Origin of the sequence: Lelliottia sp. RWM.1, assembly GCF_016859735.1 — a bacterium.
Lineage (GTDB): Bacteria > Pseudomonadota > Gammaproteobacteria > Enterobacterales > Enterobacteriaceae > Enterobacter.
Genome location: NZ_WLVC01000002.1, coordinates 260,119 through 276,349, shown reverse-complemented (window position 1 = coordinate 276,349; position 16,231 = coordinate 260,119). Strand labels below are relative to the sequence as shown.

General features: G+C 52.3%; 13 protein-coding genes. 7 read left to right on the top strand and 6 right to left on the bottom strand.

The window, feature by feature from the left end:
* Positions 1–89: 89 nt before the first annotated feature.
* The 6 genes from accC to GF617_RS03115 form a co-directional block, all read right to left on the bottom strand.
* Positions 90–1,439 (bottom strand): acetyl-CoA carboxylase biotin carboxylase subunit, encoded by a 1,350-nt coding sequence (accC, locus tag GF617_RS03140; RefSeq protein ID WP_181621023.1) that lies wholly within the window; start codon positions 1,437–1,439, stop codon positions 90–92.
* A gap of 10 nt (positions 1,440–1,449) precedes the next feature.
* A complete protein-coding gene (gene accB / locus GF617_RS03135; RefSeq protein ID WP_181621021.1) occupies positions 1,450–1,917 on the bottom strand; it encodes an acetyl-CoA carboxylase biotin carboxyl carrier protein in 468 nt (155 codons plus the stop codon).
* 21 nt (positions 1,918–1,938) lie between these two features.
* Positions 1,939–2,391 carry a type II 3-dehydroquinate dehydratase gene (gene aroQ, locus GF617_RS03130; protein ID WP_203451028.1) on the bottom strand — a complete coding sequence of 151 codons (453 nt, stop codon included), beginning with the start codon at positions 2,389–2,391 and terminating at the stop codon, positions 1,939–1,941.
* Positions 2,392–2,625: 234 nt separating this feature from the next.
* Positions 2,626–3,225 (bottom strand): protein-methionine-sulfoxide reductase heme-binding subunit MsrQ, encoded by a 600-nt coding sequence (gene msrQ / locus GF617_RS03125; RefSeq protein WP_181621018.1) that lies wholly within the window; start codon positions 3,223–3,225, stop codon positions 2,626–2,628.
* Positions 3,226–4,227, bottom strand: a complete 1,002-nt coding sequence (gene msrP / locus GF617_RS03120; RefSeq protein WP_181621017.1) for a protein-methionine-sulfoxide reductase catalytic subunit MsrP — start codon at positions 4,225–4,227, stop codon at positions 3,226–3,228.
* 77 nt (positions 4,228–4,304) lie between these two features.
* Positions 4,305–5,279, bottom strand: a complete 975-nt coding sequence (locus tag GF617_RS03115) for an MDR family oxidoreductase (protein ID WP_181621015.1) — start codon at positions 5,277–5,279, stop codon at positions 4,305–4,307.
* A gap of 184 nt (positions 5,280–5,463) precedes the next feature.
* Between GF617_RS03115 and csrD the strand changes: the two genes are divergently transcribed.
* The 7 genes from csrD (at position 5,464) to yhdP (ending at position 16,213) form a co-directional block, all read left to right on the top strand.
* Complete coding sequence (gene csrD, locus GF617_RS03110; RefSeq protein ID WP_203451027.1) at positions 5,464–7,404, top strand: RNase E specificity factor CsrD; 1,941 nt, start codon at positions 5,464–5,466, stop codon at positions 7,402–7,404.
* A 280-nt stretch (positions 7,405–7,684) separates the two neighbouring features.
* Positions 7,685–8,728: a rod shape-determining protein MreB gene (gene mreB, locus GF617_RS03105; protein WP_000913396.1), complete on the top strand. Its 1,044-nt coding sequence runs from the start codon at positions 7,685–7,687 to the stop codon at positions 8,726–8,728.
* Between the two features lie 62 nt (positions 8,729–8,790).
* Positions 8,791–9,807 carry a rod shape-determining protein MreC gene (gene mreC / locus GF617_RS03100; protein ID WP_181621012.1) on the top strand — a complete coding sequence of 339 codons (1,017 nt, stop codon included), beginning with the start codon at positions 8,791–8,793 and terminating at the stop codon, positions 9,805–9,807.
* Positions 9,807–10,295, top strand: a complete 489-nt coding sequence (mreD, locus tag GF617_RS03095) for a rod shape-determining protein MreD (RefSeq protein ID WP_010436160.1) — start codon at positions 9,807–9,809, stop codon at positions 10,293–10,295. Before mreC ends, mreD begins: the two co-directional genes overlap by 1 nt.
* 19 nt (positions 10,296–10,314) lie before the next feature.
* On the top strand, positions 10,315–10,908 hold the full coding sequence (locus GF617_RS03090; protein WP_203451026.1) for a nucleoside triphosphate pyrophosphatase: 594 nt from the start codon (positions 10,315–10,317) through the stop codon (positions 10,906–10,908).
* Positions 10,898–12,367, top strand: coding sequence for a ribonuclease G (rng, locus tag GF617_RS03085; RefSeq protein WP_181621010.1), 1,470 nt, complete (start codon positions 10,898–10,900; stop codon positions 12,365–12,367). Before GF617_RS03090 ends, rng begins: the two co-directional genes overlap by 11 nt.
* A gap of 45 nt (positions 12,368–12,412) precedes the next feature.
* Positions 12,413–16,213 (top strand): AsmA2 domain-containing protein YhdP, encoded by a 3,801-nt coding sequence (yhdP, locus tag GF617_RS03080; RefSeq protein ID WP_203451025.1) that lies wholly within the window; start codon positions 12,413–12,415, stop codon positions 16,211–16,213.
* Positions 16,214–16,231 lie beyond the last annotated feature (18 nt).

Here is a 16,231-nt window from a genome sequence, read left to right as displayed (position 1 = left end):
AAGAAAGCGGGGATTGTACATTATGGGGGTTTACGATCCCCAGAAATAAAAAAGGCCGGAATATCCGGCCTTTTAACGTTAATGCACGATTACTTTTCCTGAAGCCCGAGTTTCTTCTCCAGATAGTGGATGTTAGTTCCACCATGCTGGAAGTGCTCGTCATTCATGATGCGAACCTGCAGGTCAACGTTGGTTTTAATGCCATCGATGATCAGTTCTTGCAGGGCGTTCTTCATGCGGGCAATTGCCACATCACGGGTTTCGCCGTAGCAAATCAGTTTGCCGATCATTGAGTCATAGTACGGCGGTACGGTATAGCCCGCGTAGATATGAGATTCCCAACGTACACCAAAGCCACCCGGCGCGTGGAAACGCGTAATTTTACCCGGGCTTGGCAGGAAGGTGTTCGGGTCTTCGGCATTGATACGGCATTCTACCGCATGGCCTTTAACCTGAACTTCTTCCTGTTTGATGGACAGAGGTTGACCCGCTGCAATACGCAGCTGTTCTTTGATCAGGTCTACGCCGGTGATCATTTCAGTAACCGGGTGTTCTACCTGGATACGGGTGTTCATCTCAATGAAATAGAACTCGCCGTTTTCGAACAGGAATTCGAACGTACCAGCACCGCGATAGCCGATGTCAACGCACGCTTTAGAGCAACGTTCACCGATATAGCGGCGCAATTCTGGCGTGATGCCTGGCGCAGGTGCTTCTTCGACCACTTTCTGGTGACGACGCTGCATAGAGCAGTCACGTTCTGCCAGATAAATAGCGTTACCCTGACCGTCAGCCAGCACCTGAATTTCGATGTGACGTGGGTTTTCCAGGTATTTTTCCATGTAAACCATGTCGTTGCTGAAAGCGGCTTTCGCTTCAGCTTTGGTCATGGAGATGGATTGCGCCAGTTCGGTATCGCTACGCACAACGCGCATACCACGACCGCCGCCGCCGCCGGACGCTTTGATGATAACCGGGTAGCCAATGCGTTTAGCATGAGCACGGTTAGCATCCATATCGTCGGTCAGAGGGCCGTCTGAACCCGGTACAGTTGGGACGCCTGCTTTCTTCATTGCGGTGATTGCAGACACTTTATCGCCCATCAGGCGGATAGTGTCAGCTTTCGGGCCGATGAAGATGAAGCCAGAGCGTTCAACTTGTTCAGCAAAGTTGGCATTCTCAGAAAGGAAGCCATAACCCGGATGAATTGCCACCGCGCCGGTGATTTCAGCGGCGCTGATGATAGCCGGGATATTCAGATAGCTTTTTACGGATGGAGCCGGGCCAATACAGACCGTCTCATCCGCCAGCAATACGTGTTTTAAATCGCGATCCGCGCTTGAGTGCACAGCGACGGTCTTAATGCCCAGTTCTTTACAGGCACGAAGGATACGCAGAGCAATCTCGCCACGGTTGGCGATAACAATTTTATCCAGCATGTTCGCCTCGTTACTCGATGACGACCAGCGGCTCGTCAAATTCAACCGGCTGACCACTTTCGACCAGAATCGCTTTCACAGTGCCTGACTTGTCAGCTTCGATCTGGTTCATCATTTTCATGGCTTCAACGATGCACAGGGTATCGCCTACGTTGACTTTCTGACCGATTTCGATGAACGCTTTAGCGTCCGGGCTCGGGGTGCGGTAGAAAGTACCAACCATCGGGGAACGTACGATGTGACCACTGATTTCTGCGGCTGCTGCAACCGGTGCTTCTGCTGCCGGGGCAACGGCGTTAGACAGGGCTGGTTGCTGCTGCATCATCGGTGCAGCATAAGCCTGCTGCATAACCGGGAAGCTAGCGGCAGGGGCTGCGCGACTGATGCGTACAGACTCTTCGCCTTCAGAAATTTCCAGTTCGGAGATGCCTGATTCTTCAACCAGCTCGATCAGTTTTTTAATCTTACGAATATCCATGAGTGGGTTCCGTACTCTTGTTTAGTGTGATTGTGACAAGCGTTTGACCGCTGTCTGTAAAGCGTATGAATAACCGTCCGCGCCAAGCCCGCAGATAACGCCTGTAGCAATATCAGACAGATACGAATGGTGGCGGAACGGCTCCCGCGCATGCACATTGCTCAGGTGGATCTCGATAAACGGGATACTCACCGCCAGCAAGGCGTCACGGATAGCGACACTGGTGTGCGTAAACGCGGCCGGATTGATCAGGATATAGTCCACATTGTCTTTAGCCTGATGAATACGGTCGATGATTGCGTACTCCGCATTTGACTGAAAATGATCCAAATCCACATTCAGCGAAGCTGCTTCCGTACTCAGACGGTTAACAATTTCACTAAGCGTCAGCGTGCCGTACTTCTCTGGCTCGCGGGTTCCGAGCATGTTGAGGTTCGGTCCGTTCAAAACTAAGATCTGGAACTTGTCAGCCATTGTGCTGCTATCTCCTGCGATTCTCCGGTAAAAAACAAAATATACCTTCGATGCGCGATTGTCACCTTTTCAGAGGCTGAAAACCCCTGTCAGGAAAACCAAGGTCGCACATTATAACGATTTCGTAGCATTTGGCAGCTAAATACTGGTCTTATCAGGGAAGATTATCAACCGCTATCCGAAAAAGAGTCGCGGTGGATAAGTAATCTGCGGGAAAACGCACAGTTTCGTTAACTATCTCCACCACTGGCGGAACTTCTTGTAACGCCAGACTAAAAGCATCAAAGCCAGCAGGGCGTAGATGATCGGCTGTGGAGATAAGATCTTCACCGACCACAGGTAATGTACAGGTGCGAGGATCGCGACAAGATAGACGAAATTATGTAACAGTTGCCAGCGTCTGCCCAGTTTTCGCTGCGCGTACTGCGTCGACGTCAGCGTCAGCGCCAGTAAGATGAACCAACTAATGATGCCCAGAGTCAGGTAAGGGCGTGTAGCCAGTTCGCGGCTCAGCAAGGCCAGATTGTTAATACCCAGCTCCAGCAATGCATAACTGGTGAGGTGTATTGTCGCCCAGGCAAAGCACCATAACCCTAACAGCCGACGGGTTCGTATCAATAGTGGCTGTTTAGCGTAGCGCGCTAAAGGTGAAATCAGCAAGGTCGCCAGTAAAAATTTCAGAGCCATCCTACCGGTAAAGTGCTGAATGTCTTTGGCCGGGTCGGCACTGAAATAGCCGTGACTGGCTGCCCAAAACAGCCAGATAAAAGGAAGCAAACCGGCTAAATGCAATAGCACTTTCAGCCAGACGATCTGTTTTACGGTCAGTCGCACTTAAAAGTTCTCCCGTAAATTAAGCCCACGATAAAGGGAGGCAACTTCCTCCGCATAGCCATTAAACAGCAGAGTGGGTTGACGTTTTACGTCGAGTGCGCCGCCTGATCCAATAAACCGCTCCGTCGCTTGCGACCAGCGAGGATGATCAACATGTGGGTTTACGTTGGCGAAAAAACCGTACTCGTCAGGAGCGGCGAGATTCCAGGTTGTCGGTGGACGTTCACGGGTCAGCTTGATGCTGACGATAGATTTTATGCCTTTAAAGCCGTATTTCCACGGGACAGTTAAGCGAATCGGCGCGCCGTTTTGCGGCGGAAGCGCTTTACCGTATACGCCAACGGTAAGCAGGGTCAGTGGATGCATCGCCTCGTCGAGTCGCAATCCTTCCACATAAGGATATTCAAGACCACCGCCGATAAAGCGATCCTTTTGTCCCGGCATTTCCTCTGGCGAATAGCGAGTCTGGAAAGAGACATATTTAGCATCACTGGTGGGCTCCACCATAGCCAGCAATTTATGTAGCGGGAAACCCACCCAGGGAACCACCATCGACCATGCCTCTACACAGCGCATACGATAAATTCGCTCTTCCAGCGGGAAGCGAGTGGTGAGTTCGTGGTGATCCAGCGTCAGCGGTTTTGCCACCTCCCCATCAATTTTAAGCGTCCAGGGATCGGTTTTCATTCCACCAGCGTTGGCGGCAGGGTCGGCCTTATCAAGGCCAAACTCGTAGAAATTGTTGTAGCCAGTAACTTTGTCTTCTGGTGTCAGTGCGAGGTTATTTTGCCATTGTTCCGGTTTCGTGAACGTCAATGGCTGGCCGGAAGGGGCTTTAGGACGATCGTTACCTTTAAACCAGTCAAGCAGATTGGCGTGGGCGGCAGGTGAAAGGGTTAAAGCCGTGGCACTGATGCCCAGCATTTTCAGGATCTGGCGGCGCTGTAACATAAAGACAGATTCGGACGTTACGTCGGCTTCCGTCAGTTTTCTGGTTTTCATGGCATCCTCCGTCATGCGTTTTTCTAAGCATGACGGAGGAGAAGGGTTAGCGCGAATATGTCACGAAAATTTGAAGATTAGGCAATCTTCACCAGGGCGCGGCCCTGGAACGTGTTATTTATGATCTTATTAGCGTATTCCGGAGCCTGGCTCAGGCTGATTTCGGTGGCACTCTGAGCATAAAACGCATCCGGTAAATCTCGTTCCAGACGAGCCCAGGCCTCTGCACGACGTGCCGCAGGAGTCATGACGGAATCGACACCCTGCAAACGTACGTTGCGCAGAATAAATGGCATCACCGTTGTGGGCAGAGCAAATCCACCGGCCAGACCACAGGCTGCCACGCAGCCACCGTAGTTCATCTGCGCCAGCACTTTGGCGAGGACCTTGTCTCCAACGGTATCGACAGCACCAGCCCAAACTTGTTTTTCCAGCGGGCGAGTTTCAGCAAACTCTTCACGGCTCAAAATACGGTTTGCACCGAGTCGGCGCAGATAATCATGGGTGCTTTCACGACCAGAAACTGCCGCGATCTGGTAACCCAGTTTATGTAACAGGGCAACGGCGGTACTGCCCACGCCGCCACTCGCGCCTGTGACTACGATTTCGCCTGATTCAGGACGAATACCGGCCTCTTCCAGCGCCATGACACACAGCATTGCGGTAAATCCTGCAGTGCCAATGATCATCGCTTTGCGGCCATCCAGGCCTGCCGGCATCGGAACCAACCAGTCACCTTTGACACGTGCCTGAGCGGCCAGCCCACCCCAGTGGTTTTCGCCAACTCCCCATCCGGTGAGCAGAACGTGCTGTCCGGCATGGAAGCGAGGATCTTCGCTGGTATGCACACGACCGGCGAAATCGATACCAGGAATCATCGGGAAATTGCGGATGATTTTACCTTTGCCTGTGATGGCCAGTGCGTCTTTATAATTCAGACTGGACCAGTCGATGTCGACGGTAACGTCGCCTTCTGGCAGACGATTTCCCTCAATGGTTTGCACCGAGGCAAGCGTTTTGCCTTCTTGCTGTTCTAAGATCAAAGCCTGCATACAGGGTCCTCACTTCGCATGATGATTGGAAAATAATTTCTGAAGACTATACTCGCTCAGTGAAACACGATGCCGATTTAACGCAATAAATTGCCAGATACACCAGGTTTGGTAGTATGCCGCACCTGTAATGAAAGTTAGTGCTCACTAGCTATCCCCATCAACCCACGGAGTAATCTCAAGGATGCGATTAACGACGAAGTTTTCAGCTTTTATCACGTTGCTGACGGGGCTTACTATATTCGTTACCCTGATTGGGTGTTCCCTGAGTTTTTATAACGCGATTCAGGACAAACTGGTCAATCGGGTTCAGTCAGTGGCATCGGTTATCGATACCCGGCTTATCACCACATCATTTCCTGCGCTGTCGCGCGAGTTGGATGAATTGATGGTCCCTGTCGATATTGTCCAGGTCGACATTAAACAAGGGCAACATACGGTCTTCAGCCATATGCGCCAGGGCACTTATCGCCCCGCCGGGACGTTAATTCAATACCGTGAAGTGACTGTGCATTCACTCAAAAATCCCGGCATGACCCTGCGCATGGTTTACCAGGACCCGATGGCGAATTATTTCCATTCGTTGATGACCACTGCGCCACTTACCGTCTCTGTTGCTTTTATTGTGTTGCTGATTTTCCTTGCCGTTCGTTGGCTGCGTCGTCAGCTTGCGGGCCAGGAGTTACTGGAAACACGTTCTGTGCGGATCTTAAACGGTGAGCGCGGCCCTCAGGTGCGGGGCTCCGTTTATGAATGGCCATCGCGGACCAGCAGCGCACTGGATATGCTCCTTTCTGAAATCCAGTTCGCCAGCGATCAGCGTAGTCGGATGGATACACTGATTCGTTCGTATGCCGCACAAGATAATAAAACGGGCCTCAACAACCGTCTCTTCTTTGATAACCAACTCGCTACGCTATTGGACGATCCGGAAAAGGTTGGGACTCATGGTGTGGTCATGATGATTCGCCTGCCTGATTTTGATCTGCTGCGTGACTCCTGGGGGCGTAAGGCGGCGGAAGACAATCTTTTCACGCTGATTAACCTGCTTTCAACTTTCATTATGCGTTATCCCGGCTCATTACTTGCCCGTTATCACCGAAGTGATTTTGCCGTGTTGTTACCCCACCGCACGCTGAAAGAGTCTGAAAGTATTGCCAACCAGCTTTTGAAGGCTGTTGATGCGCTTCCCCCAAGTAAAATGCTCGACCGGGACGATATGGTACACATTGGCATCTGCGCCTGGCGTGATGGCCAGGCAACAGAGCAGGTGATGGAACATGCCGAAGCAGCAACGCGTAACGCGGTGTTGCAGGGAGCAAATGGCTGGGCGGTTTACGATGATTCGCTGCCAGAAAAAGGGCGTGGTAATGTACGCTGGAGAACGTTGATTGAGCAGATGTTGAGCCGTGGCGGGCCTCGGATTTACCAAAAACCGGCGGTATTGAAAAATGGTCAAGTCCATCATCGCGAATTAATGTGCCGTATTTTTGATGGGACCGAAGAGGTAATTTCTGCGGAATATCTGCCTATGGTCCTGCAATTCGGTCTGTCAGAAGAGTACGATCGTCAGCAAATTACACGCCTTATTCCATTTTTATCGTTTTGGCCTGAGGAAAATCTGGCATTACAGGTTACTGTAGAGTCGCTTATTCGCCCGCGTTTTCAGCGTTGGCTGCGCGATGTATTAATGCAATGCGAAAAATCGCAACGTAAGCGCATTATTTTTGAACTTGCAGAGGCGGATGTTTGTCAACACATCAGCCGTTTACGACCGGTGGTGCGTTTGATGAATGCGCTGGGTGCTCGCGTTGCGGTGACTCAGGCGGGTTTGACACTGGTCAGTACCAGTTGGATCAAGGAGCTGGATGTCGAATTATTGAAACTACATCCAGGGCTGGTAAGGAATATCGAAAAACGCACGGAAAATCAGCTGCTGGTTCAGAGCCTGGTCGAAGCGTGCAAGGGAACGCGAACGCAAGTATTTGCCACGGGTGTGCGCTCACGGAGCGAATGGCAGATGTTGACAGAGCGCGGTGTGGCGGGTGGTCAGGGCGATTTTTTTGCCTCCTCTCAGCCGCTTGACACCAATGTGAAAAAATATTTGCAAAGATACTCTGTTTGACCTGCCGTTTAATTTGTTTTCACGTAGAATATCGCGCCTGTAGCTTTGAGTATGTCGAGCAAAACGCCAGTGAACGACCTTTAACTGGTTACAAATGAAAGTGAGGGACGCACTCTTTACTCAGCCCTGATGGATTCAGGGGATGAATTTGTAACAAAGGAAACGTACTGCACTAATTTTCACCGTAGCAGACGATTTTTGCGCCTTGTCGCTGCTGCGTGTGGTTGGTAAAGTAAGCGGATTTTGTTTTCCGCCCCAGCTTTCAGGATTATCCCTTAGTATGTTGAAAAAATTTCGTGGCATGTTTTCCAATGACCTGTCCATTGACCTGGGTACCGCGAATACCCTTATTTATGTAAAAGGACAAGGCATCGTATTGAATGAGCCTTCCGTTGTGGCCATTCGTCAGGATCGTGCAGGCTCGCCAAAAAGCGTGGCCGCAGTAGGTCATGACGCGAAGCAGATGCTGGGTCGTACCCCAGGCAACATCGCCGCGATCCGCCCAATGAAAGACGGTGTTATCGCTGACTTCTTCGTGACTGAAAAAATGCTGCAGCACTTTATCAAGCAGGTTCACAGCAACAGCTTCATGCGCCCAAGTCCGCGTGTGTTGGTGTGTGTACCGGTTGGTGCGACGCAGGTTGAACGTCGCGCAATCCGTGAATCCGCTCAGGGCGCAGGCGCTCGTGAAGTGTTCCTGATTGAAGAGCCGATGGCTGCCGCTATTGGTGCAGGTCTGCCAGTGTCAGAAGCAACCGGTTCTATGGTGGTTGATATTGGTGGTGGTACGACGGAAGTCGCCGTTATCTCCCTGAACGGCGTAGTTTACTCCTCTTCTGTGCGTATCGGCGGTGACCGCTTTGATGAAGCCATTATTAATTATGTGCGCCGTAACTACGGCTCTCTGATCGGTGAAGCCACCGCAGAGCGTATCAAGCACGAAATCGGTTCTGCTTACCCAGGTGATGAAGTGCGCGAAATCGAAGTTCGCGGTCGTAACCTGGCTGAAGGTGTTCCGCGCGGCTTTACTCTGAACTCCAACGAAATCCTGGAAGCGCTGCAAGAGCCGCTGACCGGTATCGTAAGCGCGGTGATGGTTGCGCTGGAACAGTGCCCGCCGGAGCTGGCTTCTGATATCTCCGAACGCGGCATGGTTCTGACTGGTGGTGGTGCGCTGTTGCGTAACCTCGACCGCCTGTTAATGGAAGAGACAGGTATTCCTGTCGTAGTTGCAGAAGATCCACTGACTTGCGTCGCCCGTGGTGGTGGCAAGGCGCTGGAAATGATCGACATGCACGGCGGCGACTTGTTCAGCGAAGAGTAGTCGGTAGAGAAAGGGTAGCAGATAGCTACCCTTTCTCTCTGACGCGAGAATACGCATAGCCTATGAAGCCAATTTTTAGCCGTGGCCCGTCGCTACAGTTTCGCCTTATTCTGGCGGTGCTGGTGGCGCTTGGTGTCATTATTGCCGATAGCCGCCTCGGTACGTTCAGCCAGATCAGAACGTACATGGATACCGCCGTCAGTCCTTTCTACTTTGTATCAAATGGTCCTCGTGAATTACTCGACACCGTTTCCCAAACCTTGTCTTCACGCGATCAACTCGAACTCGAAAACCGGGCTTTGCGTCAGGAACTGCTGTTGAAAAACAGTGAGCTGCTGATGCTGGGTCAATATAAGCAGGAAAACGCGCGTCTGCGTGAACTGCTTGGCTCGCCGTTACGTCAGGATGAGCAGAAAATGGTCACACAGGTGATCTCCACCGTTAACGATCCGTATAGCGATCAGGTGGTGATCGACAAAGGTAGCGTAAACGGTGTTTACGAAGGCCAGCCGGTGATCAGCGATAAAGGTGTGGTTGGCCAGGTGGTTGCTGTCGCTAAATTGACCAGCCGTGTCCTGTTGATTTGCGATGCAACTCATGCCCTGCCTATTCAGGTGCTGCGTAACGATATTCGCGTGATTGCCGCGGGTAATGGTTGTACTGACGATCTGCAACTGGAACACTTGCCAGCCAATACCGATATTCGTGTCGGTGACGTGCTGGTGACATCAGGCCTGGGTGGACGTTTCCCTGAAGGCTACCCTGTTGCGGTTGTCTCATCCGTTAAGCTGGATACGCAACGCGCTTATACTGTTATTCAGGCTCGTCCAACGGCGGGTTTACAGCGTCTGCGTTACCTGCTGCTGCTCTGGGGCGCCGATCGTAACGGAACCAACCCAATGACACCGGAAGATGTCCACCGTGTTGCGAATGAACGCCTAATGCAAATGATGCCTCAGGTTCTGCCGCCGCCGAATACGATGGGGCCGCCAGCGCCTGTGCCAGCACCTGCAACGGGTTTAACACAACCGACTTCGGATGCACCGCCACCGCCGCGACTCTCTCAGGGAGGGCAGTAGTGGCAAGTTATCGTAGCCAGGGACGTTGGGTTATTTGGCTCTCGTTTCTTATTGCACTGTTGCTGCAAATTATGCCCTGGCCGGACGACATTCTCGTTTTCCGGCCAAATTGGGTATTGCTCATTCTGTTGTACTGGATCCTCGCCCTGCCGCACCGCGTAAATGTCGGAACAGGTTTTGTGATGGGTGCCATACTGGATCTCATTAGTGGCTCTACGCTTGGCGTCCGCGCTTTATCCATGAGCATTATTGCGTATCTCGTCGCGCTAAAATTCCAGCTCTTTCGTAATCTCGCGCTCTGGCAACAGGCGCTGGTGGTGATGCTGTTGTCGCTTGCTGCGGATATTGTTGTTTTCTGGGCAGAGTTTTTAGTGATCAACGTCTCTTTCCGACCGGAAGTGTTCTGGAGTAGTGTAGTAAACGGTGTGCTCTGGCCATGGCTGTTCCTGCTGATGCGTAAAATTCGCCAGCAGTTTGCGGTGCAATAAGGTGCAATAAAAGGTTTCTATGACATCTCTCTATCTTGCCTCCGGTTCACCGCGTCGTCAGGAGTTGCTCACTCAATTGGGCGTCATCTTTGAACGTATCGTCACGGGTATCGAAGAAAAACGTGCTGAGGGCGAAAGCGCTCAGCAGTACGTTTCCCGTCTGGCGCGGGAAAAAGCGCAGGCTGGTGTGGCGCAAACGCCACGCGATTTGCCGGTGTTGGGGGCGGATACCATCGTGATTCTTAACGGTGAGGTGCTGGAGAAACCACGCGACGCAGAACATGCGGCGCATATGTTGCGCAAAATGTCCGGACAAACGCATCAGGTGATGACGGCGGTGGCGCTGGCTGATAGTCAGAATGTACTGGATTGCCTGGTCATTACGGATGTCACGTTTAGAGTGCTTACCGACGAAGAGATCGCCGCTTATATCGCCAGCGGTGAACCTATGGATAAAGCAGGTGCATACGGTATTCAGGGGCTGGGTGGCTGTTTTGTCAGGAAGATTAATGGCAGCTATCACGCCGTAGTCGGCTTACCGCTGGTGGAAACGTATGAGTTGCTGAGCAATTTTAACTCACTGCGTGAGGGAAGGGATAATTATGACGGCTGAATTGTTGGTAAACGTAACACCATCGGAAACCCGTGTGGCCTATATTGACGGTGGCATTCTCCAGGAAATCCATATTGAGCGTGAAGCACGACGCGGAATAGTAGGCAATATCTACAAAGGTCGTGTCAGTCGTGTACTACCGGGTATGCAGGCGGCTTTTGTAGATATTGGACTCGACAAGGCGGCATTCCTGCACGCCTCCGACATTATGCCGCATACCGAGTGTGTCGCAGGTGAAGAACAAAAACAGTTCGCCGTTCGCGATATCTCTGAACTGGTCCGTCAGGGTCAGGATCTGATGGTGCAAGTGGTGAAAGATCCACTGGGCACAAAAGGCGCGCGTTTAACGACCGATATTACACTTCCTTCCCGCTATCTGGTCTTCATGCCAGGTGCATCCCATGTTGGTGTCTCACAGCGTATTGAGAGCGAAACCGAGCGTGAACGCCTGAAAAAAGTGGTGAGCGCGTACTGCGATGAGCAAGGCGGATTTATTATCCGTACCGCCGCAGAGGGAATCAGCGAAGATGATCTTGCCTCTGACGCCGCTTACCTGAAGCGTGTCTGGACCAAAGTGATGGAGCGCAAAAAGCGCAACCAGACCCGTTATCAACTGTATGGTGAACTCGCGCTTGCGCAGCGTGTATTACGGGACTTTGCCGACGCACAGCTCGACAGGATCCGTGTCGACTCGCGCCTGACGTATGAAGCCCTGCTGGAATTCACGGCGGAATACATTCCTGAAATGCCGGGTTTGCTGGAACATTACGCCGGCCGTCAGCCAATCTTCGATCTCTATGATGTTGAAAACGAGATCCAGCGTGCGCTGGAGCGCAAAGTTGAGCTGAAATCCGGTGGCTATCTGATTATCGATCAAACCGAAGCGATGACCACCGTGGATATCAACACCGGAGCATTTGTTGGCCATCGCAATCTGGATGACACGATTTTTAATACCAATATTGAAGCGACACAGGCTATCGCACGTCAGCTTCGTCTGCGCAATCTTGGCGGCATCATCATTATCGACTTCATTGATATGAACAATGAAGATCACCGTCGTCGCGTGCTGCATTCCCTGGAACAGGCGCTGAGTAAAGACCGCGTCAAAACCAGTATCAACGGTTTCTCTCAACTGGGTTTGGTTGAGATGACGCGCAAACGCACTCGTGAAAGCGTGGAACATGTGCTGTGCAATGAATGTCCAACTTGCCACGGGCGCGGTACGGTAAAGACGGTCGAGACGGTGTGCTACGAAATCATGCGTGAAGTGGTCCGCGTGCATCATGCTTACGACTCTGACCGTTTTCTGGTCTATGCTTCCCCTGCGGTGGCTGAGGCTCTGAAAGGAGAAGAGTCGCACGCGCTGGCGGAAGTGGAAATCTTTGTCGGCAAACAGGTAAAAGTACAAATCGAACCGCTCTACAACCAGGAGCAGTTCGACGTAGTGATGATGTAAGACGCAGCGAGCTGCGAGACCAGAACGGCTGACAAGGAGAGATGGGTGAGGCGATTGCCGGGGATTTTACTGCTTACAGGGGCAACGCTTGTCGTGATTGTCGCGTTGCTCGTAAGCGGGCTGCGTCTCGTGTTACCTCATCTGGATAGCTGGCGTCCGCAGGTGTTGGCGAAAATCGAATCCGCCACTGGTGTGCCGGTGGATGTGAGCCAGATTACCGCGAACTGGCAAAATTTTGGTCCTACCCTTGATGTACGGGATATCAATGCCAGCCTGAAAGATGGCGGCTACCTGAAAATCAAACGTGTAACTCTGGCGCTGGATGTCTGGCAAAGTTTGCTGCATCTGCGCTGGCAGTTTCGCGATCTCACCTTTTACCAGCTGCATTTTCTGACCAACTCTCCTTTGCGTAGTGGTGACAGCAGCCAGGGGATTGAAACCAACCGTATCAGCGATCTCTTCTTGCGTCAGTTTGATCATTTTGATCTGCGCGATAGCGAGGTGAGCTTTATTACCCTCTCAGGGCAGCGGGCCGAACTGGCTATCCCGCAACTTACCTGGCTTAACGGTAAAGACCGACACCGCGCTGAAGGACAAGTCAACCTTTCCAGTCTAAACGGGCAGCATGGTGTAATGCAGGTTCGTATGGATCTGCGTGACGATAATGGCCTGCTGAATAATGGCAAAGTATGGCTGCAGGCTGACGATGTCGATGTAAAACCGTGGTTGGGAGACTGGTTGCAGAAAAATATGCAACTGGAAACGGCGCGTTTCAGCCTTGAAGGCTGGATGACGTTAACGAAAGGCGAATTTGCCAGCGGTGATATCTGGCTGAAACAGGGGGGCGCGAGCTGGAAAGGTGAAAAACAGCAACACCAACTTTCCGTCGATAACCTCACTGCGCACGTTACCAAAGCAAAAGAGGGCTGGCAGTTCGCTATCCCGGACACGCGCATCACGATGGACAGCAAACCCTGGCCGCGCGGCGCGCTGACGATGGCATGGCTCCCAGAGCAAGATGTTGGCGGCGCTAATGGTAAACGCAGTGATGAGTTGCGTATTCGAGCCAGTAACCTGGACCTGGCTGCGGTGGAAGGGTTGCGTTCAATGGCGGCGAAACTCTCCCCTGATCTGGGGGAGATCTGGCTGGCAACGCAACCGAGCGGCCAAATAGAGTCGCTGGCGCTGGACATTCCACTACAGGCGACAGAAAAAACCCGCTTCCAGGCGTCCTGGAAAGATCTCGCCTGGAAGCAGTGGAAATTACTGCCGGGTGCAGAACATTTTAGCGGCAAGCTTGAGGGGAGCGTTGAAGACGGCAGGCTGACGGCAGAAATGGTCGATGCCAAAATGCCTTACGAAACGGTTTTCCGTGCCCCGCTTGAAATCGAGAAAGGAACGGCCACGCTCAACTGGCAGAGTAACGAAAAGGGCTTTCAACTTGATGGCCGTCATATTGACGTCAAAGCCAAAGCCGTACATGCGCGAGGGGATTTCCGCTATTTGCAACCAGAGGGTGAAGAGCCATGGTTGGGGATCCTCGCAGGAATTAGCACCGATGATGGCTCTCAGGCCTGGCGTTACTTCCCGGAAAATCTGATGGGGAAAGCGCTGGTGGATTACCTGAGCGGTGCAATCCAGGGCGGCCAGGCGGATAACGCTACGCTGGTTTACGGCGGCAACCCACATCTGTTCCCTTATAAACACAATGAAGGCCAGTTCCAGGTTCTTGTTCCCCTGCGCAATGCAACCTTTGCCTTCCAGCCAGACTGGCCCGCGCTGAAAAATCTGGATATCGAGCTTAACTTTCTCAATGACGGATTGTGGATGAAGACAGACAGCGTTGCGCTTGGTGGGGTTAACGCCAGCAACCTGACGGCGAACATTCCTGACTATTCAAAAGAGAAGTTGCTCATAGATGCGGACATTAACGGGCCGGGTAAAGCGGTCGGTCCATACTTTGAAGAAACACCACTGAAAGAGTCGCTGGCGGCCACGCTTCAGCAACTCCAGCTTGATGGCGACGTGAATGCTCGCTTACATCTTGATATTCCACTTGATGGCGAAATGACGACCGCTAAAGGTGATGTCAGACTCAGCAACAACAGCCTGTATATTAAGCCGCTCTCCAGTACGCTGAAAAATCTGAGCGGGCAGTTCAGCTTTGTGAACGGCAATCTCAAGAGCGAGCCGCTGAAAGCTAACTGGTTTAATCAGCCCGTCAATATTGACTTTTCGACCACTGAAGGTGAAAAAGCCTATCAGGTGGCAGTTAATATGGATGCCAACTGGAACCCGTCGCGAATGGACGTGTTACCTAAGCCAATTGCTGAAGCCATCGGTGGCGGAGTGTCCTGGAATGGCAAGGTTGCGATAGACCTGCCTTATCATGCCAGCGCCCAGTATAAAGTTGATATCACTGGTGATTTGAAAAACATCAGTAGCAGTTTACCCGCACCGCTGGATAAGAAATCCGGGCAGTCGCTCCCGGTGAAGATCAATGTTGATGGCAATCTTAATAGCTTTGAATTAACGGGTAATGCGGGTAGCACGAACCACTTTAACAGCCGCTGGTTGCTGACGCATAAGCTGACGCTCGATAAAGCTATCTGGACAACGGATAGCCGTACAATACCGCCTCTGCCGCCGCAGGCGGGTATTGAGCTGAATTTGCCGCCGATGGACGGCGCGCAATGGCTGGCATTGTTCCAGACAGGCGTAGGGCAGAATGTTGATGATACCGTGCAGTTCCCACAGACGATCACCATGCGTACGCCAGCGCTGACGCTGGGTGGTCAGCAGTGGAATAATTTGAGTATTGTTTCGCAGCCCACGGTAGCCGGGCCAAAGGTTGAAGCGCAGGGCAGGGAAATCAACGGTACGCTGACCATGCGTAATAATGCGCCGTGGCAAGCTGCGATACGCTATCTCTATTACAACCCGGCGAGTACGTCCGGAAAGGAACTCGCGGGAAATGGCTCACCTTTTAGTCGCTCGACTCGTGTGAATTTCAGTGGCTGGCCTGACTTACAACTGCGCTGTGCGGAATGCTGGTTGTGGGGGCAAAAATATGGGCGTATCGATGGTGATCTGGCGGTTAAGGGTAATACGCTGACGCTTGCTGGCGGGCTGGTTGATACCGGATTTGGGCGTCTGACGGCCGAGGGCGAATGGGTCAATAACCCTGGTGAGCAACGCACCTCGCTGAAAGGGGACATTAAGGGAAATAAACTGGATGCTGCGACCGGTTTCTTTGGTGTCTCAACGCCAATTCAGGGCTCCTCTTTCGACGTTAATTACGATCTCCACTGGCGTGATGCCCCGTGGCAGCCGGATGAAGCCTCGCTTAACGGGATACTGAAAACCCGGCTTGGTAAGGGCGAGATTGCAGATTTGAGCACCGGGCATGCCGGGCAGCTGTTACGTTTGCTCAGCGTTGATGCGCTGATGCGCAAATTGCGTTTTGATTTTAGCGATACCTTTAATGAAGGTTTCTACTTTGACTCCATTCGCAGTACGGCCTGGATCAAAGACGGGGTACTGCACACGGACGATACGCTGGTAGATGGCCTGGAGGCGGATATTGCCATGAAAGGCTCGGTGGATCTCGTGCGCCGCCAGCTTGATATGGAAGCGGTCGTTGCGCCGGAGATTTCGGCAACCGTCGGCGTTGCAGCTGCTTTTGCGGTGAACCCGATAGTCGGGGCAGCGGTCTTTGCCGCAAGTAAGGTTCTGGGGCCGTTGTGGAGTAAAGTCTCAATTCTGCGTTACCGCATTACAGGCCCGGTTGACAAGCCGCAGATTAATGAGGTGCTGCGTCAGCCACGCAAAGATGCACAGCAATGATTTGACGCGGGCTAATAA